The organism is Paraburkholderia sp. RAU6.4a (assembly GCF_050435625.1).
GTDB classification, from domain to species: Bacteria; Pseudomonadota; Gammaproteobacteria; order Burkholderiales; family Burkholderiaceae; genus Paraburkholderia; species Paraburkholderia tuberum.
Genome location: NZ_JBNDKQ010000003.1, coordinates 718,563 through 742,513 on the forward strand (window position 1 = coordinate 718,563; position 23,951 = coordinate 742,513).

A 23,951-nucleotide genomic window follows, 5' to 3' on the forward strand; every position below is an offset into this window, starting at 1 on the left:
TCTCCTCCTGAGATCAGGAATGGGCACTGGTTTCATTGTTCGTATATGCGATTTACTAATCGTATATACGGAATTGTAAACGCTTGGGTACGTCTGTCAATCCGGAAAGATCATCGATCGGGCAAACCCGTAGGCCGGCGGTGCACGGCCGGACGGCAACTAGACGACATGATGGATTTGGCGTCGACGCATCGATCGATCTGCGCTGCTGCTAACGAGTGGCGAGAGCGGAAAAAAAAGGGATAGCAGGAGCGCTACTCGCAACTTTTGCCTCATCACGGCATCATCAGCATGGAGATTTCGTGCAACCCGCCTCCGAGAAGTCACGTCTCGCCCACGACAGCCACGGGATCGTGGAGGACTGTCAATAGTTTCACATGCGTGGCAACCGGACCTTCGAATTTGCGTAGAAGTGCCATGCGCGGCCCCGTCATTTGAACTCAAACGGCAGCGAAACAATCTCTTCACGTCATGATGGCGCCACCTCTCGGTAGGAAAGGAAGCTGTCACGTTGAACGGGTATCGGCAACCCGCGTGAGCGTTGCCTCTTGATCGCGTCGCAGCCGGCGGTCACTGTATCGCGCGCTGCTTGCCGACCTGCTCGGCCGTGACCGTGCCTGTCTTCGATCCAAAGTGCGCAAGCACATAGTCTGCGACGGCCGCAATGTCAGCGTCCGAATACGCGCCGCCGAAGCCTGGCATCAACTGCTTCCTGCCGCCCACCTCGAGGCTGCTGCCGTGCAATAGCACTTGCACGAGCGCGGTACCGGATGGATCGTTGACTGCATGGCTACCGGTGAGCGATGCATATTCGGTCTCTCGGCCAACGCCGTTCCACTGGTGGCAACCTGCACAATCGCCTTCGAACAGTCGCTGGCCACGCCGCAATACGTCCTTCGCCGGATGCACTCCGGGCAGCACAGCATTCGACGCGCGCACTGCTGACGGATCGAGCTCGATAGTTCCGGCCGTATCACCCGTCGCCGGGGTCACGCTGCGCAGATAGGTCACGAGCGCGCTGATGTCGCCGGGCGTCAGATATTGTAGGCTATGCTCAACGACCTCGGCCATCGGGCCCGACGCAGAGCTGCGCCCCGACGCATGGCCTCGCGACAGATACGCGGTCAGTTGCGCGTCAGTCCAGCCGCCAATCCCGTAGCTTGCCTCCGACGTGGTGTTGTACGCCTTCCAGCCCTGCACGCCAGCCCCCGATAGGTAGTTTCGCGACTGCATTGCGAAACCGGCATTGCGCGGCGTATGGCATTCGCCGCAGTGGCCGAGCGCCGTTGCCAGGTACGCGCCACGATTCCATTGCACATTCTTCTGCAAATCCGGCACGAAGCGCTGCTCGTGGAAAAACAGGAAATTCCATAGCGTCATCCCCCATCGCTGATTGAACGGGAACGACAGCGAGTTCGCTGGCGTCGGCTTATGCATTGGCTGCAGCGAAACCAGATAGGCCTTGATCGCAAGCACGTCGTCGCGACTCATTTCTGCATACGACGTGTATGGCATCGCAGGATACAGATGCCCGTGCGAGCCGATCCCCGAACGCACGGCTGCAACGAACGCATCGTCGGACCAGTTGCCGATTCCCGTCTCTGGATCCGGCGTGATGTTTGTCGCGTAGATCGTGCCGAACGGTAACGCGAACGCCCGGCCGCCTGCGAACGGCGTACCGTTCTGCGCAGTATGGCAGGCGACGCAATCGGCAGCAGCGGCCAGATACGCGCCGCGCTTCAATTCCGGAGGCAAGTCTGCTGGTGTGCCGGCGACGGGCGACACGGGCTCTGCCCCCTTCGGTGCGAAATGCGAACCGACGGCGAACACGGCGAACGCGGCCACGGCCGCAGTGGCTGCTCCGGCAGCCAGACGACAAAGTCTCACTTTACGAATCCTGACGAGATGACTGGGGTCACGATGCGCTAATCGCATCGCCAAGCGGGAGCGTCCGGATCACGGTACCGGTTGCCATTGCGAGCGCGTTGACCACGGCAGGCACGGCGGGCGGCACGCCGGGTTCGCCGACCCCCGTCGGCGCTTCGTGCGACGGGGCGATATGAACCTCGATGCGGGGCATGCCGTTCATCCGCAGGACCGGGTAATCGTTAAAGTTACCTTCAAGGATGCGTCCGTTATCGAGACGGATCGCCTGCCGTAGGAACGACAGCCCGAACCCGATCCCGCCTTCCATCTGCGCAGCGATCACGTTCGGATTGATCGCGAAGCCGCAATCGACCGCACAGACGATTCGGTCGACGCTGAATGACCCGTCGCTCTTGACCGTCACTTCGGCGATCTGCGCGACATAAGTGCCAAACGCGAATTGGAACGCGATTCCGCGTCCGCGCCGCTCGCCCACCGCGCCGGCTCGCAGCGGCGCCTGCCAGCCCGCCTTGTCGGCAGCGAGGTCGAGTACCGCGCGTTCGCGCGGCCGTGAAACGAGCATTGAACAACGGAATCGGTAAGGATCCTGGCCGGCAGCGCGCGCCGCCTCGTCGATCATCGTCTCGTTGACAAAGGCCGCGTGCGTGTGACCCACCGAACGCAGCCACTGCGTCGGCACCGCGACGTTATCCGGAATATGCTGGTCGATTCGGATGTTCGGAATGTCGTAACGGATGCTCGTTGCGCCTTCGACGAGACCGCGGTCGATCGCATCCGGCGTCTTCGGTTTCGTGAAGCTCTGCCCGACAATCACCTGATGCCACGACACGAGCTTGCCACTACGGTCGACGACAATCCGGACCTTGTGCACGGTCATCGGCCGGTACTGCGTGGCACGCATGTCGTCCTCGCGCATCCATACCATCTTCACCGGCGCGTCGATCCCCTGCGCACGCGTGGCACGCGCGATCCGCACCGCTTCGCGCACGTAGTCGGAGCGTGGGTTTGCGCGGCGGCCGAAACTGCCGCCAGCATAGAGCTGCGTGATCGTCACCTGACCGGGCTTGAAGCCCAGTTCCTGGGCGACAGCGTGCTGGTCGGCCGTATGCCATTGCTCGCCGTTCCAGATCTCGCAGCGGTCTGCATGCAGATAGACGACACAGTTCATCGGCTCCATCGCCGCGTGCGCAAGGTACGGCTGTTCATAGACCGCCTCGATGAGCTTACCGCCGTCGGGTGCTTTCTCGAGCACAGTGCCGTGCATCATCGCCGTCGGCCCCGGAGTGTCGGCGAGGGCGCGGTACTGCTTGCTCAACGCGTCGGATCCGAGCGAGAGCGCGTGCGTATCGTCCCAAGTGATCGACAGTGCGTCGCGGCCCTGCCGCGCGACCCAAGTGTTCTTGGCGAGCACTGCAACGCCCGCCTGCACGTTGTCGTCTCCGTCAAGCTGGACGACCGCAACCACACCGGGGATCGCCTTCGCCTTCGACGCATCGACATACCGGACCTTCGCCCACAGTCGTGGCGGATGCGCGACGACAGCGACAAGCATTCCCGGCAGCTTTATGTCCTGTGTGTATATCGCCGAACCATCAACCTTCGCCGGGACATCGACGCGCCGCGTTGTCGGCTGGCCGATCAGCCGAAATGCTCGAGCCTGCTTGACCGCGACGTTCGTAGGCACCGGTTCGCGCGACGCATCGGCGACAAATGCGCCGTAGCCCGCTCGACGTCCGGACGCAACATGAATGATCGTCCCGTTCTCGACAGTAAGCGAGCCCTGCTCCACCTTCCAGCGCTTCGCCGCCGTGGACACGAGCATCGCGCGCGCGGTTGCCGCCGCCTGGCGCATCTGCGACCACGCCCCAGCCATTGCGCTACTGCCACCCGTGCCTTGCACCGCGTACCCCCGCTTAGCGAGCACCGGATTCGTATAGCGGCTGGCGTCGGCGGGTGCCGCGACCACGTCGACGTGTTGCGGATCGACGTCGAGTTCATCGGCCGCGAGTGTCGCGATGCCGGTGAATGTGCCCTGTCCCATCTCAAGATAACTGGACACGACGGTCACGCGACCATCGGCGCTGATCCTGATGAATGCGTTCGGCTCGAACGTCTCCGGTACCACACCCTTCGGCGCGGCGAGCACAGTGCCGCTGCGGAAGCTGATCGTGAGTGTCAGCGCGGTCATGCCAGCGAGGAATTGCCGGCGATTGACACCACCGGCGATAGTCACATCGTCGTCCATGCGTGGCGATATTCCGTCAGTCGGAAGTGTTGTCATGTACGCAGCGCCTCCGCCGCCTGATGAATCGCCGAACGAATCCGGCAGTAGGTCGCGCAACGGCAAATGTTTCCGCTCATTGCCGTATCGATGTCGCCGTCGGTCGGGTTGGGTTGCGTCGACAACAATGCGACGGCCGACATCACCTGTCCTGACTGGCAGTAACCGCACTGCGGCACTTGTTCCGCGATCCACGCAATCTGCACGGCCTTACCGATACGCTGCTTGCCGACCGCCTCAACCGTCGTGACCTTGTGTGTTGTAACGGTGCTGATTGGCGTCATGCACGAGCGTACCGGCTTGCCGTCTACGTGCACGGTGCACGCACCGCACAGCGCCATCCCGCATCCGAACTTCGTGCCGGTCAGTCCGAGTTCATCACGCAGGTACCAGAGGAGCGGCATCTCGGCATCGCCATCGAACGTATGGCGCTGTCCATTGATATCGAGTTCAACCATGTCGAGTCACCCATTTCGTCGAACGGAAAGAGACCGTTCATCATAGGTGCGTCCTCTTGGCAAAGTAAGGTATCGATTCTGAATGGCCTTGTGAGCAGCATTCATGAATGCTTCGTGCGCGAGATCACTAACAGAGCGCGCCAGTGAGCCGATGAGTCCGGGTCTCAAACGGCTGGAGCATAACGCCGGAGGAGCAAGCAAACCAGATTCGCAGCGGCCCGCACGACCGCTTTGTTCCTCATCTTTGCACGCATCAGCTTCGCCAGCCCCCCGGCGAGGGTGAGCGGGGGGCCATGCGCGAATTCGTGCATGGAGCCGCCGCGATCGCAATCGGTACCTGTCCTTATTGGAATGCGGACGCGTCAACCGAAGTGCAGCATCATGCTTGGCTCTGAAGGGGGCTTGTCACATGCCACGCGAAACCAATCTCAGGACGTCTTCCTTCCGGAGGGAACACGTACCATGACCCGTCGTCATGACGAAAGAACAGAATCGAGAATGGGCCGGACCGCGCCGCCGCCTCGACTCGCACGCAACGACACTGATGCTGCGAAGCGTGGCCGGCGCGCGTGAGACGAATGCTCGCCGATAGGTCAGACCCGAACCATTTTTCAATGCCCCGTCGCAGCGACTGTTTATCCGCACTCATTTGACACTCCAGCAAGCGCCACAACCTGGCACTCATCTCGCCGGCACGGCGACGCCGCGACGGCGCGGTTTAACAACCCAAGTCAGCCCCTACCGCTTGACGAAAGGCACAAGAGCCCACAGATCAGCTCTTTGGCGTGAACGTATCCAGCAACTCGGTCACGTCCTCGATATCCTCCAGCCGCTGAGCGATCGAGATCATCCTGTCGACGTCGCATTCCGGCAGCCCTTCGTACCATTTGCCAGCGAGCTCAGCCCAGGTGAGACCACCTCGCTTGCTATGCCCCTTCGGATGATCGATCCGCATGGATACCGTAGCGCCATCCACGGTCGTAATGGTCACGATGGCCCCGCGTCCGTCGGGCTGGTCCCGATCGAGCTCCGGATCGCCACGCAGTTCGACACGCGGACGCAGGCGCGAGAACGCCGGATCTTCCAAGACCGCCGGAAATGGCGACTCGCGCAGTTTCAATCTGCCTTGAACCAGAGCGGCACTCAGCATGTCCTGCAGGCAGATGTTGTGCATGTCGCGCCCGTCCACCACCTTCATCGTCTGAGTCGGCATGCCGACATAGATGGATTCGATCGCATCGACGCGAAGGCCATGCTTGGCAACCAGGGTCAACGCAGCCTCGACCGGAGCATGAATCGGATATCCCGCGTTCATCGCCTTGAAGTTGGCATCCGTGATGGTGAAATGCTCGCCCAGGCCTCGGACGATGGCATCCCTCTGGCCATCCTCGCCCCATGCGTGCAATACGCCGTACGGGCCATCGAGGATGTCTTCATGGCCTTCCAGGCCCGCGACCGACATGAGGGCCGAGCTCACGCCTGCAAAAGCGAACTGCCCATTGCAAAATGACTTGCTGATATGCCGCTTCTCCGAATAGAGCGCGCAGAGTGCATTGGTCTGAAACGTTGCGAGCGCCATCGCATGGCAATGCCGGACAGGATCGAGACCGAGCAGCCGGCTCGCCGCCACCGCGGCGCCAACGACGTACAGGAAATCGGAATTCAAGCCGAAGCGGTTTTTGACCGAGTAGAGCTTCCCGCATGCTTCGACGACACGCGTACCGACGTCGTAACCTAGCACCACTGCATTAAGCAATTCGGCGCCCGTCACGCGTTGGCGCTCGGCCATGGCGACGGCGGCATGAACGATGGTTGCGCCGGGGTGGCCCCCCACGATATGTGCGCCGTCTACTTCCTCGCCATGGCCGGCGGCGCCGTTCGCGAGCGCCGCGTAGGGGGCGGAGACGCGCTGCCCGGTCGCGTAGATTCGGGATTCCGCCGTGCCGCCGCACTGCGCTGCATAGCGGGCACCCAAGTCGCCGGCCAGACTGCGACGGCCGAAATAGGCGCACGCGATCTCATCGAAAATGACCTGCTTGGCGCGCTCCTGCACCTCGACAGGAATATCCCCGCATGAGGTAGCGGCCGCGTAGCAGGCTACGGTCAGAGTAAGGTTCTCAGACATGTCGCTTTTTTCCTCTGTCATTCCGGTTGTATGTTGGCTTCGCGCGCCAGACGTACCCATTTGGCAGTCTCCGCACCGATAAAAGTTTTGAGCTCGTCAGGTCCCATGACCAAGGGCACCATGCCATGTATGGCGAGTCGGTCGGCGATCTCCTTCTGCTTTTGCGCGTTGAGGACCGCCGCACTCAGCCGGTCCACGAGCTCGCGCGGCATGCCTGCTGGACCAACAAAGGCATTCCATGATGGAAAATCAAAACCCGGCAGCGTTTCAGAGATCGCGGGCCAATCAGGCGTGACCGGATTGCGTTTCAACGAGCTGACCGCCAGTGCCCGCAGTTGCCCGCCCTTCACTTGTGCCAGCGCATTGCCGGGGTCCGTTAGCGTCGCGTCCAGCACGCCGCCGATGACATCGCTGATCGTGGCAGGCGATCCTTTGTAGGGCACGGCCATCAGTTCGATGCCGGCCAACTTGTTGAGGGTGGCAATCTGCACCTGCACCGAGGTGGTGGAGTAGCCGACGGTCACCTTGCCAGATCTTTGCTTCGAGTAGGCGATGAATTCGGCCAAGGTGCGGATTGGAGAGCCGGCCTTGACCATCAACACGTGATTGGTCAGACTCGCCCCGCAGATTGGTGTGAGGTCGCGCCGTGGGTCGTATGGCAGGTTCTTCACGAAGGCTATATTGGCCGCCAACGGCGAATTGGAGGCGAGCAGCAACGTCTGCCCGTCCGGTGCCGCCCGCACCACCTCCATGGTGCCGATAACACCGTTTGCGCCGGCCTTGTTATCGACGATGAACGTTTGGCCGAGAGTACGGCGCATCTGCTCGGTCAGCAGACGGCCGATAAGGTCATTGGAACTGCCGGCCGGCAACGGAACGACCACGCGCACGTTGCGACCTTGAGCCAACGCGCCAGCGGCGGGCATGCCCAGCGAAAGGCCGACCAATTGGATAAAGCTGCGTCTTTTCACAATAGTCTCCCCCAACTGCGGCCGTTATCCGAGCACCGACTTGTATTCGAGAAATTCTTCGATGCCGAAGCGCCCCCATTCACGGCCGACCCCTGACAGCTTGAACCCGCCATGCGTCCCGCGCTTGTCGAGGGGAGCACCGTTGATCCGCACACGCCCCACGCGCAGCTTCGACGCAACCGCGCGTGCGCGGGTAACATCGCTGCTCCATACGCCGCCGGCAAGGCCATATTGCGAATCATTGGCAATGGCGATCGCCTCGGCCTCGTCCTGAAACGGGATGATGATCACGACCGGGCCGAAGATCTCTTCGCGGGCGATGCGGCAGGTGTTGTCACCGGAAAATACCGTCGGTTTTACATACCAGCCCCGCGGCAATCCTTCGGGCATCTCAGGGCCGCCGGTCAGCATGCGCACGCCTTCGTCCAGCCCCGAGCGGATGTAACCTCTGACTCGCTCGCGTGCCGCCGCCGTCGCGACCGGCCCGAGCGTTGTCGCGGGATCGAAGGGATCGCCAAGGACATAGCTCTCGGCCTTGCGCACCGCGTGTGCCTCAGCCTCCGCGAGCCGCTCCCGCGGCACTAGCATGCGGGTAAGCCCACCGCATACCTGCCCGGCGTTGCGCAGTGCATCCCCGATGCCGTCGCTGACGGCACGCTCGAAGTCGGCGTCGGCAAAGATGAGGTTGGGCGACTTGCCACCAAGCTCCAAATGGACACGCTTGATCGACTCCGACGCAAGCTGCATCACGCGACGGCCGGCGCCGACGGAGCCGGTCAGCGACACCATATCGATCAGCGGATGCGACGCGATAGCCTCGCCGACCTCGGGTCCAGTGCCGCAAACCAGATTGAACACCCCGGCGGGGACACCGGCTTCGGCGATAATTTCCGCAAAGATAAATGCAGTAAGCGGCGCGACTTCGGCAGGTTTGCACACGACCGTGCACCCTGCGGCCATCGCGGCGCCAGCCTTCGATATGATGGAGCGCAACGGCGCATTCCACGCGGTGATGGCGCCCACCACTCCGGAGGGTTCGCGGCGGACCTGCGTGGTGCCGACTTGTTCAACCCACGAAATCTCGCGCAGACTTTGGGCGATGATCTCCAGCTCTTCCACCGCGCCGGCGGTCTGCGATTTGGCCACCCATGCGCTCGGGTATCCCAGTTCGGTGACAATAGTGTGCGTGATCTCTTCGGCACGTGCCTCTGTCAGACGGGCGAGCCCGGAGAACACATCGATGCGCTGCTCCACGGAGGACTGCGACCAGCTCGCGAAAGCCTTGACCGCGGCTTGCACGGCGCGATCGACATCCTCGACCGATCCTCGCGGGACAGTGGCGATCGGTTCCTCCGTCGCCGGGTTGACGACGGTAATCGTACTGGCGCCAGTGGAATCCAGCCACCTGCCACCAATGAAAATCTGCTTACGTTCAATCATTGAAAGTCTCCTCACCAGGCCGCTTGAAGGACCTGTTGCAATTCGGAATCGCTGCGAACCGGACGCGGATTGCCGCGCAGGAACCAGTCACCAATGGCGTGTGCGGCAATTTCTGGCAACGCGTCCTGCGCAACACCAACTTCGCGTAACCGACGTGGAATGCCGAGCCGGCCAAACAGCGCATCGACGGCTTGCACGACCGCCTCGATGAGTGCCGCGCCATTTGTTTCAGGCAGACCCAGCGCCATCGCGACCTTCTGCAAGCCACTCTCCGCCGAAGTGCCGTTGAACCGAAGGACGTGCGGAAGCACAATGGCATTGGCAATACCGTTGTCCAGGTGGTGACGCGCGCCGATTGCATGACCAAGGACGGTTGTGATCCCTGCCCCCGTATGGTCTGTGCCTTGGCCACACAGCACGGCAGCAAGCATCAACTCCGCACGCACGTCGGGATCGTCGGCCAGTTGCGGACCCGGCAGGTGCTGTGCCGCAAGTCGCAGAACATGCATGAGCAGTGCGTCCGATATCGGATCGCCCGAGCGCGATGTCAAGCCTTCGATTGCCATCGAGAAGGTGTTCAGGCTCGCACTTATGGCAAGCTCGCGCGGCGACGACAGAATTGCATCCGGATGGATAAAGATCGCATGGGCACGCGTCTTCGGATCGAACATCGCGAGGCGCTCGCCGGTGGCCGGGTCGAAAACCGCGCTGCCGGCCTTGACCATGGCCGTTGTCGGAGTCGTCGGCACGATGAATTGCGGCAGCTTTGGCGCGAGCAGTTTCGGGCTGCGCAGTTGCCCGTTTGCGTCTCGCGTGGTGCACAGGCTGCGCGGATCGCCATTCTCCGCCACGAGGATACTCGCCGCCCGTGCGGTCACAATGGCCGAGCCGCCACCGAGAGCGACGACTGCGTCCGCTTCGAAGCGCCTGAGCTCGCCGGCGGCTTCCTCGACAGACGCCACCGGACTATGCGCAAGGACCCCGGCATAGACGCCCGCACACCGGTCTCCCATCCCGGCGCGCACTGCATTCAACAGCGGCCCCTCAGCCCACGGGCCGCAGAAGACGACAGCACGGCGGCTGCCAATGCGCTCGAGTTCGCGGCCGAGGGCATCGAAGCTATCGGGACCGCTGAACAGACGCAGCGGCGGTGTAATGTGTTGGAACGATCGCATGTTTACTCCTCGTCCGTCTGTCGTGCGCCGGCTTTCGCACGTTCCTGCGCGATCTCGGCGCGCGCATGCGCGGCGAGTGCCGGCTTGTCGACTTTGCCGGTATGGTTGGTCGCGAGCGGGTCCTTCTGGATGCGCCAACGGCTTGGCACCGCGAAGGAGGCCAGACTCGAGCGCAGCGCCCCTTGGAGCTGCTGCGGCGTGAGATCGCGCTCGACCACGACGATTGCCATGACTTCCTCGCCGAGGTCGGGATGCGGCACACCGAAAACCACCGCCTCCGCTACGCCAGGAATGGCGACCAGTGCGCGCTCGATGGCGACGGGCGCGATGTTCTCCCCGCCTCGGATAATCATGTCCTTGCAGCGCCCCGTGATCCACAGGTTGCCCTTGTCGTCCAGCCTGCCCAGATCGCCCGTGTGCAGCCAACCTTCTTCGTCGATAGGCGATTCATCGAGCCCGTAGAAGCCGGACATCTGCGTGGGCGAGCGCAGCAGGATCTCCCCGTCAGGCAGGCCAGGATGGGGAAGAAAGCGGATTTCGACGCACGGCAGCGGCTTGCCGGCGGAGCCCAGTTCCTCAATGTCCTCCGAGCCCGCGGCGGCAGTGGCCTGTCCGCCGTTCTCTGTCAGACCGTAGCCCGTGGGAATTCTCGGGCTGACGCTGGGCAGTTGGGTGCGGATGCGCTGCATCAGCTCCGCATGCACAGGCGCGCCGCCGATGCTGATGGACTTGAGACTGCTCAGGTCCCTGCGGGGCACGTCCGGATGGTCCAGCAGCCGCGTTACCATGGTCGGCACGGCATTCCAGCGCCTGACCTTGTTGCGTTCTATCGACGCGAGCACCTCGGCGGGGTCGTACCTGCCTTCCGAGAGCACCAGTGTGTCGCCGACGACGACTGCCCGCATGAGGGTCTGCATGCCGCCCACATGGAACAGGGGGCCCGTGATCAGCGTCACGTCGCGCGCTGTCTCGTCGATCTGGTGCGGCAACTTGCGCGTGATGTGCAAGGTCATCTGCAGGCGCGCCAGCAGCGCACGATGCGACAGCACCACTGCCTTGGGCTGGCCCGACGTGCCCGAGGTGAAGATGATGAGCGCGGTCTCTTCCTCGCCGCGCGCACCTTCCGCATCCGCGAGGGCATCGCTACCTTGCGACCACGTCCAGTCGATGCCCCAGGGCCCAAGGCGCGATGCCGCCGGCACACGCGCCGCGCAACGCTCGTCGGCCAGCGTCATGGCAGGTTGCAGGGCTTCCAGACCGTTGCCGACCTCCGCCTCGCTCCACCAGGCGTTCGCAAGCACAGGCACGGCGCCGACGAGAAGACAGGCCCAGAAGTTGATGACCCACTCCGGACTGTTCCAGCCGAGGATGAAGATGCGATCACTCCGGCGAATACCGAGACCGGCGAGTTGGCGCGCCTTGGCAACCGCACCCTGATGCAGTTCCTCGAAGGTGACGACCCGCTCGCCCTGGATGATGTGAGGCCGATTGCCCCAGCGGCCGGCGAAGTCGAGCAGCCCTTCAACCCGGCGTGGACGCTCTGCATACATCCGGAACGGAACCCCGCCGATCATTTCCGTCGCAATTTCCTTGCCCCATGATGCTGCTGTTGATGACATCAATGTCTCCATATCGGTGTGACTGGCGCGCGTTCTGGGCTGGTGATCACGACCTGGCCTGAGGAGACGCACGCCCTCTCACTGAATGTTCAGGATTTCTTGTATCGATCCAGGATCGCGTTGTCCTGGCCGAGCGCCGGCGCAGGTTTGGCAGGACACCATTTGCCATCGAACTTGATCGGTATCCGCACGCTGCGAATCGCGCCGACCGCGCCCGGATACTCGACGTCGGTGATCCCGCCAGAACCGCTGGCGGCTTCCATTTCCAGCGCCTCCCCGAGACTGCGGACCACGCCACAGGGAATTCCCGCCTCGTGCAACCGCCGCACGATCTCCTCGGAAGTGAATCCGGAAAACACCTCGCTGAGTAATGCGTCGCAAGCGTCCCGATGAACGACGCGGGAAGCCGCGGTCACGAATCGCGGATCTTCCGCAAGTTCAGGGCGATCCATGGCATCAACAATCTTCTTCCACGAACTGTCGCTGAAGGTAGAAAGCAGGATGTTTCCATCGGCGGCCCCGTACTGGCCATATGGCACCACGCCCGGATGGCGCGACCCCATCCGCTTGGGTGTTTCGCCGGTCACGAAATACCGGGTTGCGTTGTAGACGGAGAGCGACAGCAGGGAACTCATCATGCTGACTTCGACGAGCCCGCCCTTGCCGGTCCGCGACCGCCGCAGCAGTGCGGCGAGGATGCCGTGAACCGAGAACATTCCGGATGTCAGGTCGGCCACCGGAAGACCCAGCTTGCTGGGCGGTCTATCGCCTTCGCCGTTCAGGCTCATAACGCCGGATTCCGCCTGCACGATCAGATCGAAGGCAGCCCGTCGGCTCTCGGGTCCCGTTCCCCCGAAGCCAGAGATCGAGCAATAGACCAACCCCGGATTGAGCTTGGAGAGGACGTCGTATCCGAATCCGAGTCGCTCGGCGACGCCCGTACGGAAGTTCTGGATGAAGACGTCGCAATCCGCAATCATGGCGTGAATGAGTTTTCTGCCTTCCTCGGACTTCAAGTCGATTTCCACCGAAGTCTTGCTCCGGTTGACGGTGGAGTGATAGAAGCTCACGTCGCCCTGGAGGGGCGCAATGTGTCGGGTGTCGTCACCGGTTTCGGGCACTTCGACCTTGATGACCTCCGCGCCCATTTCTGCGAGCAGCAGCGTCGCGTAGGGCCCAGAGAGGTACCGTGTCAAGTCGAGGACGCGTACCCCGCTAAGCGGCAGCGATGCGTTCTCCTGTGCCCGATCACCATCGTCGCGCGCCGGTTCGGCGGACGCGGTCGAATGACGTTCTTCACCCTTCTCTTGCGCGATCGACGTGTCGCCGAATGTGGCCATGGTCATTTCGCCTCCTGCTTCGTTCATGGAAAGGACCGCCCGCTCAAGCCGCAGGGCGCTTGGGCAGCGCCACCACCGCTGTTCCGGGCATCACCTGCTGGCCACGCTGGTTCGTGGCCCAGGTAGTGAGCTTGACCACGTGCTGACCATCGGGGTCGATTTCCTTCGCGTCGACGCGGCCACCGAGGCGCACGACGTCGCCCAGGTAGACGTGAGCGCGGTACTGGCCGGTGAGCGCGAGCAGCCGGCCGTCATCGCCCATCCAGTTCGTCAGCGAATGGATCTGCCAGCAGGTACGCTGGATGCCCACGTCGTAGGCAATCTGCGCGCCCTGCAACTGGGCCGCATAGTCGTTGTAATGAACCGAGTAGACCGGCTCGAGTGCATGTGTACGCGGGTCGCGGAAGGCCCATTTGGGATGCTTGTGGTAGCGTTTGAGCGAGACCGCGTGCGCCGCAACGCGCGGGATCGGCGCCGCGCCAGCGGCGATGAAGGCGATGAAGTCCGTCAGGCCCAGCGGTCCCTTGGTAATGACGTCCATCTCGTCACCGACCTGCACGTCATCCCAGTAGCGCGGCTCGGCGCCACGTGGCCTCTCGGCCAGAATCTGCGCCTCGATCTCGGCTATCTCCTCATCCTTCCAGGGGTGCGGCACTTCAATCGCGCGGCCCTCGCGGCGCTTTTGCATTTCGCCGCGCTCGAAGCGCATCCGCGAACAGATGAAGGTGGCCTTGAGATCGCCCTCCTCGTTGCGGTATTCCTGGCGCAGGTAGTCCTTGATGCGGCGGCCGCCGAAGTTGCTGTCCGCGATGGGACCGTCGAAGCCATCGAAGGTCACCTTGGCGGTGATCTTCTCGCCGACTCGGATCGGCTGATTGAAGGTCATCCTGGTCTCGGCGTGGAAGCCGCCCAGACCTGGCCAGCCGACCTGCACTGAACCGAGACAGGCAAAAATGAAGCTGGGGGGCGCCACCAGCGTACCGAAGGGGCCAGCTTTAGCGTACTCGGCGTCGGTCCACAGCGGGTTGTCGTCGCCAATGCCCTCGCAGAACCGCATCACGGCCAACCGCGTGGCGTACTCGTTGTTAAGGCAGGACTCGGTGCGCAGTTCGGTGCCGATCAGCGCGCGCATGTCGTCCAACATCTTGTCGGTGAACTTGCCGAGGGCCAGTTCTTTAGTGATGCCTGCGGGAACAGCAACGGAATCTGTCATAGGTGTCTCTCCATTTATTCCTATATACGCACTCATGATCGTATATACGATACACACCAACTTTAGGCTTCCCTAGGTGCTGATGTCAATGGGGATTTCCAGGGTAGGAGACGTTCGCCGACGAGCCGTCCTCCCGAATTCGCCCTACCGGGGGTGGAATCCGATTGACACGAGCTAGACGCAGCACTTATCGTGCTCGTATTTCGTAGATACGATACATCGTTCTTATTTACGAACACAAAGAATTGTCCGACCCTTAAATTGCTCGGATGGTCGTGACCAGAACGCCGGGACTTCGCTGCCTCAAGGAACGGGGAAGTGTTCTTCCCGGTGAACTTCACGGACTATCGTTTGGATGGAGGCTGAATTGACTTCCGGATTGCAAACTGGATCGTCATCTGCGAATGCCGATGTCACGCGCGAAGAACTCCACTTCCGGCGAATTGACATGCGTGGCTTTCGTCGTAGTGATGGACTCTTCGAGGCCGAGGCCCACCTGATCGACCGCAAGCCGTACGATTTCACACACGCGAATGCGGAGCGCACCGTTCCGGCAAATGCACCCATCCACGACCTGGGCGTGCGACTTGTCTTCGATGAGGCAATGGTGATTCATGACGTGCAGACGTTCACCGATTCCGCGCCGTACGATATTTGCCCAGAAGGCGGCCGCGCGCTCCAGTCCATCAAGGGACTGCGGATCGCTGCAGGCTGGAGCAAAGAGGTCCGCTCCCGCCTGAGCGGCGCTCGCAGTTGCACGCATTTGATGGAACTCCTGATCCCGCTTGCGACCACCGCTATTCAATCGACGAGCATCCTGCGTCAAAGTCAGCCGGAACCGCTTGATGCCAACGGTCGTCCCAAGAAGATCGATAGCTGCTACGCATACTCGGCGGAACGTGAAGTCGTGTTGCGCCGCTGGCCTCGGTTTCATCAACCCGCATCGCCAAAGACCTAGCCAACGAAGCGCCCGGGTTTCACGGCGCCTCCGTTTCATTCACTCACGCTGAGCAGAATTCCACATGTCTAACTTTCTGATCTACGAGCAGGATGGCCCGATCGTCACTCTGACGATGAACCAGCCGGAGCAGCGTAATCCGCTGACCGGTAACAGCGCTGTGCCCGAATTTCTCGCTGCCATCGAGCGCATTCACGATGACCGACAGGTCCGTTGCGTCGTCCTGACCGGGAATGGACCGTCCTTCTGCGCGGGGGGCGACATCCGCGAAATGAAGCGGCAAGCCTCGCCTGAAGTGGCCGAAATGGATATCCGGCATGAGTACCGTCGAGGCATTCAACGTCTGACGCTATGCCTCTTCGACCTCGAGGTCCCCGTTATCGCTGCCGTCAATGGTCACGCGATCGGAGCCGGGCTGGACCTCGCCTGCATGTGCGACATCCGCATTGCATCCGAAAAGGCCAAGTTCGCAGAGAGCTTCATCAAGTTGGGCATCATCCCGGGAGATGGTGGTGCATGGTTGCTGCCACGTATCGTCGGGATGTCACGCGCTGCCGAACTCGCCTTCACCGGAGACATGATCGATGCTGAACAGGCGTTGGCCATCAATCTGATCTCCCGCGTCGTACCGCACGACCAACTCCTGACCGCCTCGCGAGAGCTCGCGGAGAGAATCAGTCAGCATGCATCCCACGGTCTACGCCTGACCAAGCGCCTCATGCGCGAAGCACTGCATTCGCGTCTGGATACCGTGCTTGAACTGTCTGCCGTTTTTCAGGCAGTCGCGCACAAGACGCCGGATCACAGCGAGGCCGTCGACGCCTTCTTGGAAAAGCGTCCCGCCCGATACAATTAACTGGCCATCGCGAGCCCGACACCGCCGCCCGTGAAGATCATGCTCAAGTCGACCCACGCGACTCGCGCCCCCGTCGTCGCTTCCGTCATGATGTCCATGGCGATGATTGCGATCGAAGCGACGATCGTCTCGACTGCGATGCCTCAAATCGTTGCCCAGTTGGGAGGCCTGGAATATTACAGCTGGGTCTTCACAGCGTTCCTGTTGACACAGACGGCAACGACGGTCATTTTCGGCAAGCTTGCCGATCTCTACGGACGTAAGCCGACCGTGCTTGCCGGGATAGCCGTTTTCCTGATCGGCTCGTTCCTGTGTGGTATCGCACACTCGATGCCCGAGATGATTGCCTACCGCCTGATACAAGGCATCGGCGCCGGCGCGATTCAGCCCGTGGCGATCACCATCATCGGCGATCTCTTTCCTGGCCACGAACGCGGCAAGGTTCAAGGCTATCTCGCCAGTGTTTGGGCGATTTCGGCAGTTCTGGGTCCGGTGTTGGGTGGATTGATCATTCGCGATCTGTCGTGGGCCTGGATTTTCTGGATCAACATTCCCATCGGTATCGTGGCAGCGCTCGGCTTCTGGTTGTTTCTGCATGAAAAGAAGCCAGCGCAACGCTCGACCATCGACATCCGGGGTGCCGTTCTCTCGACGGTCGCGATTGCATCCCTGATGGTGTGCCTGACGCAGGTCAGCACCTCGCAAGAGCCTCTCGCAATACTGACTTTCATTTTGTTTCTTGTCGGTTCGGTTATGTTCATCCGGCATGAACGAAGGGTCGAAGATCCGATGATTTCCTTCGAACTATGGAGACGGCGGCCTATCCTTGCAGCCAATCTGGCAAGCATGCTCGCCAGCATGACTCTGATAGGGCTGACGTCGTTCCTGCCGATGTATGTGCAAGGCGTTCTGCAGCGCTCGCCCACGGTCGCCGGCCTCGCTCTGACGATGATGTTGGTCGGATGGCCGGCAAGCGCCACCATTGCGGCACGAATCATTCACCGTGTAGGCATCAAACCGCTCTTCTTCACCGGAAGCATCTGTCTCCCGTTGGGCGCATCCTTGTTCGTCGCGCTCGGCCCGACGAGTTCTCCCGCAATTGCAGCCGTCGGATCGTTGATCATGGGGTTCGGCATGGGCAACATCAGCCTTTCTTCGTTGATTCTCATTCAGGAAATTGTGAGTAGCTCTCAAAGAGGAAGTGCCACTGCGTCGAATATTTTCTCGCGCAATATTGGCAGCACGTTAGGTGCGTCGCTCCTTGGGGCGGTTTTCAACGTCGCACTCGCAAACGAATCGCATCCCGGAAAGCTAGTGGCTGACAAACTTCGACAAGCGCTGAATGTGGGCGACACGCCGCTTGCGGTTGACCCATCTGTACATCACACCCTTCAGCAAGCACTGCATTTCACCTTCCTCGCCATGGCGCTAATGTCGCTCTTGATTGTCCTCGTGGCGGCGTGGATGCCACCGATCAAGCTGGAACGGAAACCCGCTGATATCCCCGCAGCCGAGCTCGGCTAGTCATCAGCGCATCAGACGGCCCCCCGCTCCGACCAAACGTAATGCCGAAGTCGCGATGGAGCCCAGATCCATTTCCGAGTTTATTCAAGAGCCGTACTACCACGCATCATCGAGATGTCTGGAGCAACTCCGATGCAACGCGTATGGCCGAACGCGTCAGCCTGATCAACTCATCGGCCAGTGAGGGGCTGTTAGCACTAGAGGATCAAGTGCCAAGCAGTTTCATAATTGAAGTCGAAGTGTCGTCAATCCAAAGCAAAAATCCTGGATATCAAATGCTTTCCAAACTACTCTCGCATAACCAGTGGACGAAATTTCTCATATTCGTCTTTGGCCTGGCGCTATGGGTAACAACATCGACCGCAACCGCAGGATTGTCAGGACTTGAAAACAACTTCGACTTTGTGAGCGTTGGCACGGAAACAGGCGCGGTACGAGGCAAGTTATCGAACGATGGTGCCGTTGAGGTGTTCAAAGGCATCCCTTACGCTGCTCCGCCCGTCGGTGAGCTGCGATGGAAAGCCCCACGCCCTCCGCTGCCGTGGTCGGGAATTCGTGATGCATTCGATGCGGGTAGCCCTTGTCCGCAGACGGGTCGGCTGGCAAGCGTGAACGAGGATTGTCTCTACTTGAATGTTTGGGCGCCGCATCACCGGCCGCAGCACGACCTTCCGGTCATGGTCTTCATTCACGGCGGAGGTCAACGCGTTTCAGCGGCAAACGAGTACAACGCGGACTGGCTCGTTACTCGCGGCGCTCCCGTCGTATATGTTTCCATGAACTATCGACTCAATATCTTCGCATTCTTCGCGCATAAGGCCCTTACCGCCGAAGGTCGCCAGTTGGGATCCGGGAACTATGCGACGTTGGACCAACAGCAAGCCCTACGATGGGTTAGGGCCAATATTGCAAAGTTCGGCGGCGACCCTGAGAACATCACTATTTTTGGTGAATCAGGCGGCGCTCAAGCCGTTTGCGTTCTTCTCGCATCGCCCCCCGCGCGCGGACTTTTTCAGAAGGCGATTATAGAAAGCGGTCCTTGCCAATGGCAATTTTTTCCGTCGCTGACTGCGGCTGAGGAACGTGGCACAGACACTGCCGCGCAGCTTGGATGCACCGAAGCAAACCCGCTCCCCTGCCTGCGCGCTTTGCCTGCACAAGTGATCCTTTCGAAAGAACGAGGTGCCACTTCCGACACCTCCGGCGCCCAGCCGGCTTGGGGCGGTGGAGCATTCCCAATACCGATTCGCGAGGCCATCGCTTCCGGTCGCTTCAATCAGGTCCCATTGATACAGGGCTCGAATCGCGATGAGGCGATGTTTGATCTGGCGCTACGATATGACGGAAAGGGTAAGTCGATCACCCCGGCCCAATATCCCACGATTCTGGAGCAGTACTTTGGGCAATCTCGAGTCGCCGCAATTCAGCAACAATACCCGCTCGCCGACTACCCAACTCCCATGCGCGCGTTGATCGCGGTGCTGAGTGACTCTGGAATGGTAACGAACGATCGGATCGGGCTTTGCAATTTGCATTTGGCAAGCCAATTGGCGTCGCCGCATGTGCAATTGTATACATACGAATTCGCCGACGGTACGGCGCCCTATCCCGCTCCTATATTCGACGCACCAGGCAATCAAATCGGCGCCGCCCACACGAAAGAGCTTTCGTATCTTTTTCACCAGACCGAACTCACTCCCGCTCAGCGGAAAATCTCTGACGCGATGATCGGATATTGGACGAACTTTGCGACGAAAGGCAATCCAAACGGGAAGAATTTGCCCATCTGGCCGGCCTACAAACCCGACCAACAGTCTGTCATGAAATTCGACACGACCAGCGTAAACGCGGACACCGACTTCTATGCTCGACATCGATGCGCATTCTGGGAGGAACAGGGATATGGTCTGCTCTCCGGACCCTACCCCACCCCCACAGCGAGTGGTCCCGACTATCGATAACGGCCAGCGAGTCTCGCATCGATCATTCAAATCGTCGAGAGATCGCCATCGTCAAGCGGCGTGGTCCATTGAGCCGCCGCCGTGCTCAATCTGTCGACAACGTTTAGGCAGCAACCCGTCGATGCGGATGGGCGACGTGCGATGTCATGGGCCGCAATTACCGTCCGTACTGTTCGTCGCTGACCTTTTCCATCCACTCCACCGATTTGCCATCCAGGGACTCGGCAATCGCGATGTGGCTCATACCCACCGTGGGACTAGCGCCGTGCCAATGCTTGACGCCCGGCGGAATCCAAACCACATCGCCCGGACGGATTTCCTGAACCGGGCCACCCCATTGCTGAACCCGTCCGACACCTGCGATGACAATCAACGTCTGCCCCAGCGGATGCGAATGCCAGGCCGTACGCGCGCCAGGCTCGAAGGTGACAAGGGCGCCACCCACGCGCGCTGGCGCAGCGGCCTGGAAGCGCGAGTCCACGCGCACCGAGCCGGTGAAGTTCTGCTCCGGGCCGGCACCGGAAGGCTGGGAGTCGACTCGCGTGACCGTGATCAGCGCCGGCTCCGTGGCGGCGGCGGTCGACAGCGCGAGAGATAGGGCAATGGCGGCGGCGGGTAATTTCATGATCGTCCTTGCTGCAGTTTCTTTGGGTACAAATTGTGGTCGTCAGATATTGGACCCCGACCTGGTTGAATCTGCACCGTTTCCGGTTGGCTTCCATCTACCGCCGGGATCATCGCGCTCTCTTGGACCGCTCGTCACATGTCCATTCCTCTTGCAGCCGGATTTCCCTCTCCCAGAACTGAACAGCCTGACCAATCCAACCATCCGCACTAGTGCCTTGGCCCGTTCCGAATCCGTGCCCCACCCCCGGATATTTGCGGTATTCGACCGGCGTTCCCATGCGTCGAAGCGCAGAGACCCGCGTTTCCATCACGTCGGGCCGCGCTATACCGTCGCGGTCGCCCACGACGACAAAGGTGGGTGGCTCGGATGCGATGACTTCCGAATGACCGGTGTAAGCCATCACCACGACGGAAGATTTCGGCAACCGCGAACCGCCAAAGTGGGCGGTGCCGTGCGAGCCAATCGCGGCAGCCATCCGCGCACCTGCGGAACTGCCCCACAGCGAGTAGCTCGCCGTACCGACCTGCAGCGTATTCGCGTGTTGGAAGATGTACGAAACTGCCGCGGCCAGATCCTCGGTGGCTACCCTGCCGCCATGACCAGCTCGATACTTCAAGACGAAAGCATTGAATCCCAGTTTGCTGATCTCCGCGGCATAAGGAAAACCTTCATGCACGGAGCCTACGTAGGAAAACCCGCCGCCCGGGGCGACGACAGCAAAGGGCGCACCGGGTTTTCCCCGGAAGAAGAACAGACCGGTGTACTTCAACGGCGGGTCCACTCGCTTCTCGGCCTCTGTATGGAAGTCGTAGAAAACGATGCGGCCGGCGTTGGCGTCGTCCACCATGCGATTGAGCGACGCGACAACGACGCCGGGATCCACATGGGTGTGATAAGGCAGGAGTCGATCGATCGATCGCAGCGGCATCGCCTCGTCGTAAGTCTGTCCATCCCACGGCAACATCCGATGACTAAAGCCCTGAAAGGCGGGATGCTTCAGCAGGTCGCCGAGGCAATCGTCCGGGCGCAGATGGAGAGACTGGGGTTTGCCACCGCCCACCGGGGAAACATGAACCGCAGTCATGTCCGCCGACGCGGCATCCGTTTCACTGGCTTTTTCGCCTGGCGACGCAAGAAGCACGGGCGGCCCCCTGTCTGCCGACGTCCGTGCATGGGAAGGCCAATACGCTTTCGTCATGGCGTCACCCTGCTGACATCGAAGCGTCGCGCGCGTGACAGGGAAACTGCTCGATCAGTCATGTGCGGTTCGACCAGCTCACTGCCCGGTCATCTTCAGCGCTGCCTCCGGCAGGCGTTCGCCCTGAACCTGGATCTTCGACACCTCGTCGTTGATTTGATCGAGATCGTCCTTACTCAGGTCGAGATCCACGGCGCCCAGATTTTCTTCCAGGCGGTGCAGCTTCGTCGTGCCGGGAATAGGTACGATCCAGGGCTTTTGCGCCAGCAGCCAGGCAAGCGCCACTTGTGCCGGTGTGGCGTTCTTGCGCGCGGCAACGTCTTTGACAGACATCAACCAGCGCCAGGTTGGCCTTGCGCGCGTCGGGAGAAAAACGCGGTACGTTGTTGCGGAAATCCGTGGGATCGAACTTAGTGTTCTCATCGATCTTGCCTGTGAGAAACCCAGCACCCAGCGGACTGAACGGCACGAAACCGATGCCGAGTTCCTCAAGTACCGGCAGAAGCTCCAGTTCAGACCCGCGCCAGAACAGCGAATATTCGCTTTGCACGGCCGTCACCGGCTGCACGGCATGGGCGCGGCGGATCGTCTTGACACCTGCTTCCGACAGGCCGAAATGCTCGACCGTGCCCTCGGCGATCAAGTCCTTGACTGCGCCGGCCACCTCTTCGATCGGCACGTTGGGGTCCACGCGGTGCTGGTACAGCAGGTCGATACGATCGGTGCGCAGGCGCCTGAGGCAAGCCTCCGTTGCAGCCTTGATGTGCTCAGGACGACTGTTGGTGCCGCCGCGACGTTCGCCGCTCGCCAGGTCAATATCGAAACCAAATTTGGTCGCAATGACGACCTGGTCACGGATGGGTTGCAGGGCTTCGCCGAGCAAATCTTCATTGGTGAAAGGGCCGTAGGATTCGGCCGTATCGAACAGGGTAACGCCGCGGTCGTGAGCTGCGCGGATGAGCTTGATCATCTCTTGCCGATCGGCGGGCGGCCCGTACAGCGCACTCATACTCATGCAGCCCAGCCCAAGGGCCGATACTTGCAGGCTATTTCCAAGTTTGCGATGGTTCATGATTCGTTACTCCTTTTGTTGGGGTTGCGGCGATTGGCAAGGCGGATGTCTGCAGTGGACCGCCACCTGATTCGCTTGATCTCGACGTTGCTCAATCAGCTCGTCACGCGCTCCGTCGCTCGCCTATCCTTGGCTCGCTTGACTGGCTGCCGCCGAGCCTTGGGACACTGGGCAACAAACGGAATCAAGGTCTCGCCGGAGGGGTCGTGCCCAATGGGAAAGATCAAATTTCGTCGCAGGATCGCGTCACTTCGCAATGTATCAATCACATTTTGGTACGACTAGATGCTAAAATCAGCAAATACTTGTGAGGCAAACTCATAAATGGCGAGAGAGAGCTATAGTGACTTGCTGGCGTTTATTGCCGTGGCGCGCGAGCGAAGCTTCACACGCGCCGCGGCGCAGCTCGGCGTGTCTCAATCGGCGCTGAGCCACCTCATCCGCGCACTCGAATCCAAGATGGGCGTCCGATTGCTGACCCGGACCACACGTAGCGTTTCTCCGACCGAGGCGGGAGAGCGATTGATGCGAAACATCGCCCCTTGTTTTGAAGAAATCGCGGCGGAGCTGATGGCAGTGGGAGAACTGCGTGACGAGCCTGCGGGCACGATCCGCATCACTGCGACAGAAAACGCAGCCGAGACGGTGCTCTGGCCGAGGCTCGCCAAGTTGCTCCCCAAGTATCCCCAGATCAAGGTCGAGATGGTCGTGGAGTCCCGTTTCATAGACATCGTGACAGAGCGGTATGACATGGGCGTTCGCCTCGGTGACGAAGTGGCCCGAGACATGACCGCCGTACGCATCAGCCCCGACATGCGCGTCGCGATCGTTGGCTCACCGGCCTATCTGGCAAAACATTCTGCTCCCAAGGCACCGCAGGAACTGGTCAATCACGAGTGCATCAATCTGCGCTCGATGAGCCATGGAGATTTCTATGCCTGGGAACTCAAGAAGGGCAAACAACAAATCAATGTGCGGGTAGAGGGCCAGCTTGCCTTCAATAGAACGAGGCAGATCCTCCATGCAACGCTGGCGGGATTCGGTCTCGGATACTTGCCTCTGGAGATGGTCCAATCCTATATCGTCAAGCGGCAACTCGAGCAGGTTCTCGAAGACTGGTGCCCGGTGTTTCAGGGATACCACCTCTACTATCCGAGTCAGCGACAGTTGTCCCGTGCCATGACCGTGCTGATCGACGCGCTGCGCTATCCGGCCAAAGTGACAAATCGCAATAGCAAATGAACC

At 60.9% G+C, this 23,951-nt stretch carries 17 protein-coding genes and 1 pseudogene; 5 read left to right on the top strand and 13 right to left on the bottom strand.

Translation table 11 applies throughout. The features are described 5' to 3' along the window. Positions 1–570: 570 nt before the first annotated feature. The 10 genes from OKW40_RS27840 to OKW40_RS27885 all read right to left on the bottom strand — a co-directional run bounded on the left by OKW40_RS27840 (position 571) and on the right by OKW40_RS27885 (position 14,509). On the bottom strand, positions 571–1,887 hold the full coding sequence (locus OKW40_RS27840; RefSeq protein WP_429492711.1) for a c-type cytochrome: 1,317 nt from the start codon (positions 1,885–1,887) through the stop codon (positions 571–573). A gap of 28 nt (positions 1,888–1,915) precedes the next feature. After that, positions 1,916–4,132: a molybdopterin cofactor-binding domain-containing protein gene (locus tag OKW40_RS27845; protein ID WP_429492713.1), complete on the bottom strand. Its 2,217-nt coding sequence runs from the start codon at positions 4,130–4,132 to the stop codon at positions 1,916–1,918. A 32-nt stretch (positions 4,133–4,164) separates the two neighbouring features. Next, positions 4,165–4,626 (bottom strand): (2Fe-2S)-binding protein, encoded by a 462-nt coding sequence (locus tag OKW40_RS27850; protein WP_429492715.1) that lies wholly within the window; start codon positions 4,624–4,626, stop codon positions 4,165–4,167. A 772-nt stretch (positions 4,627–5,398) separates the two neighbouring features. Further along, positions 5,399–6,751: an MmgE/PrpD family protein gene (locus tag OKW40_RS27855; RefSeq protein WP_429492717.1), complete on the bottom strand. Its 1,353-nt coding sequence runs from the start codon at positions 6,749–6,751 to the stop codon at positions 5,399–5,401. Between the two features lie 17 nt (positions 6,752–6,768). Beyond that, on the bottom strand, positions 6,769–7,722 hold the full coding sequence (locus OKW40_RS27860) for a Bug family tripartite tricarboxylate transporter substrate binding protein (protein ID WP_429492719.1): 954 nt from the start codon (positions 7,720–7,722) through the stop codon (positions 6,769–6,771). A 24-nt stretch (positions 7,723–7,746) separates the two neighbouring features. Continuing rightward, positions 7,747–9,162 (bottom strand): aldehyde dehydrogenase family protein, encoded by a 1,416-nt coding sequence (locus tag OKW40_RS27865; RefSeq protein WP_429492721.1) that lies wholly within the window; start codon positions 9,160–9,162, stop codon positions 7,747–7,749. Positions 9,163–9,173: 11 nt separating this feature from the next. Further along, on the bottom strand, positions 9,174–10,337 hold the full coding sequence (locus OKW40_RS27870; protein ID WP_429492722.1) for an iron-containing alcohol dehydrogenase family protein: 1,164 nt from the start codon (positions 10,335–10,337) through the stop codon (positions 9,174–9,176). Positions 10,338–10,339: 2 nt separating this feature from the next. Next, the gene (locus OKW40_RS27875; RefSeq protein WP_429492724.1) at positions 10,340–11,956 is read right to left on the bottom strand and encodes a class I adenylate-forming enzyme family protein; all 1,617 of its coding nucleotides are present in this window, start codon (positions 11,954–11,956) and stop codon (positions 10,340–10,342) included. Positions 11,957–12,045: 89 nt separating this feature from the next. After that, the gene (locus OKW40_RS27880) at positions 12,046–13,302 is read right to left on the bottom strand and encodes a CaiB/BaiF CoA transferase family protein (protein WP_429492726.1); all 1,257 of its coding nucleotides are present in this window, start codon (positions 13,300–13,302) and stop codon (positions 12,046–12,048) included. 37 nt (positions 13,303–13,339) lie between these two features. Next, positions 13,340–14,509 carry an FAS1-like dehydratase domain-containing protein gene (locus OKW40_RS27885; RefSeq protein ID WP_429492728.1) on the bottom strand — a complete coding sequence of 390 codons (1,170 nt, stop codon included), beginning with the start codon at positions 14,507–14,509 and terminating at the stop codon, positions 13,340–13,342. 355 nt (positions 14,510–14,864) lie between these two features. On the opposite strand from OKW40_RS27885, the gene OKW40_RS27890 reads away from it, so the two are divergent. The 4 genes from OKW40_RS27890 (at position 14,865) to OKW40_RS27905 (ending at position 19,808) form a co-directional block, all read left to right on the top strand. Then, positions 14,865–15,467 (top strand): DUF2889 domain-containing protein, encoded by a 603-nt coding sequence (locus OKW40_RS27890; protein ID WP_429492730.1) that lies wholly within the window; start codon positions 14,865–14,867, stop codon positions 15,465–15,467. A gap of 64 nt (positions 15,468–15,531) precedes the next feature. Continuing rightward, the gene (locus OKW40_RS27895) at positions 15,532–16,323 is read left to right on the top strand and encodes a crotonase/enoyl-CoA hydratase family protein (RefSeq protein ID WP_429492732.1); all 792 of its coding nucleotides are present in this window, start codon (positions 15,532–15,534) and stop codon (positions 16,321–16,323) included. A gap of 39 nt (positions 16,324–16,362) precedes the next feature. Then, positions 16,363–17,847, top strand: a complete 1,485-nt coding sequence (locus tag OKW40_RS27900; RefSeq protein WP_429493956.1) for an MDR family MFS transporter — start codon at positions 16,363–16,365, stop codon at positions 17,845–17,847. Positions 17,848–17,990: 143 nt separating this feature from the next. Beyond that, the gene (locus OKW40_RS27905) at positions 17,991–19,808 is read left to right on the top strand and encodes a carboxylesterase/lipase family protein (protein ID WP_429492734.1); all 1,818 of its coding nucleotides are present in this window, start codon (positions 17,991–17,993) and stop codon (positions 19,806–19,808) included. A 157-nt stretch (positions 19,809–19,965) separates the two neighbouring features. Here OKW40_RS27905 and OKW40_RS27910 read toward each other — a convergent pair whose 3' ends face one another. From OKW40_RS27910 to OKW40_RS27920, 3 genes and pseudogenes are all read right to left on the bottom strand, one after another. Next, positions 19,966–20,433 (bottom strand): (R)-mandelonitrile lyase, encoded by a 468-nt coding sequence (locus OKW40_RS27910; RefSeq protein ID WP_429492736.1) that lies wholly within the window; start codon positions 20,431–20,433, stop codon positions 19,966–19,968. 109 nt (positions 20,434–20,542) lie between these two features. Continuing rightward, positions 20,543–21,577 (bottom strand): alpha/beta hydrolase, encoded by a 1,035-nt coding sequence (locus OKW40_RS27915; protein ID WP_429492738.1) that lies wholly within the window; start codon positions 21,575–21,577, stop codon positions 20,543–20,545. 135 nt (positions 21,578–21,712) lie between these two features. After that, a pseudogene (locus tag OKW40_RS27920) lies at positions 21,713–22,706 on the bottom strand (aldo/keto reductase). A 324-nt stretch (positions 22,707–23,030) separates the two neighbouring features. On the opposite strand from OKW40_RS27920, the gene OKW40_RS27925 reads away from it, so the two are divergent. Continuing rightward, positions 23,031–23,948 carry a LysR family transcriptional regulator gene (locus OKW40_RS27925; protein ID WP_429492740.1) on the top strand — a complete coding sequence of 306 codons (918 nt, stop codon included), beginning with the start codon at positions 23,031–23,033 and terminating at the stop codon, positions 23,946–23,948. The last annotated feature ends 3 nt before the right edge of the window (positions 23,949–23,951 follow it).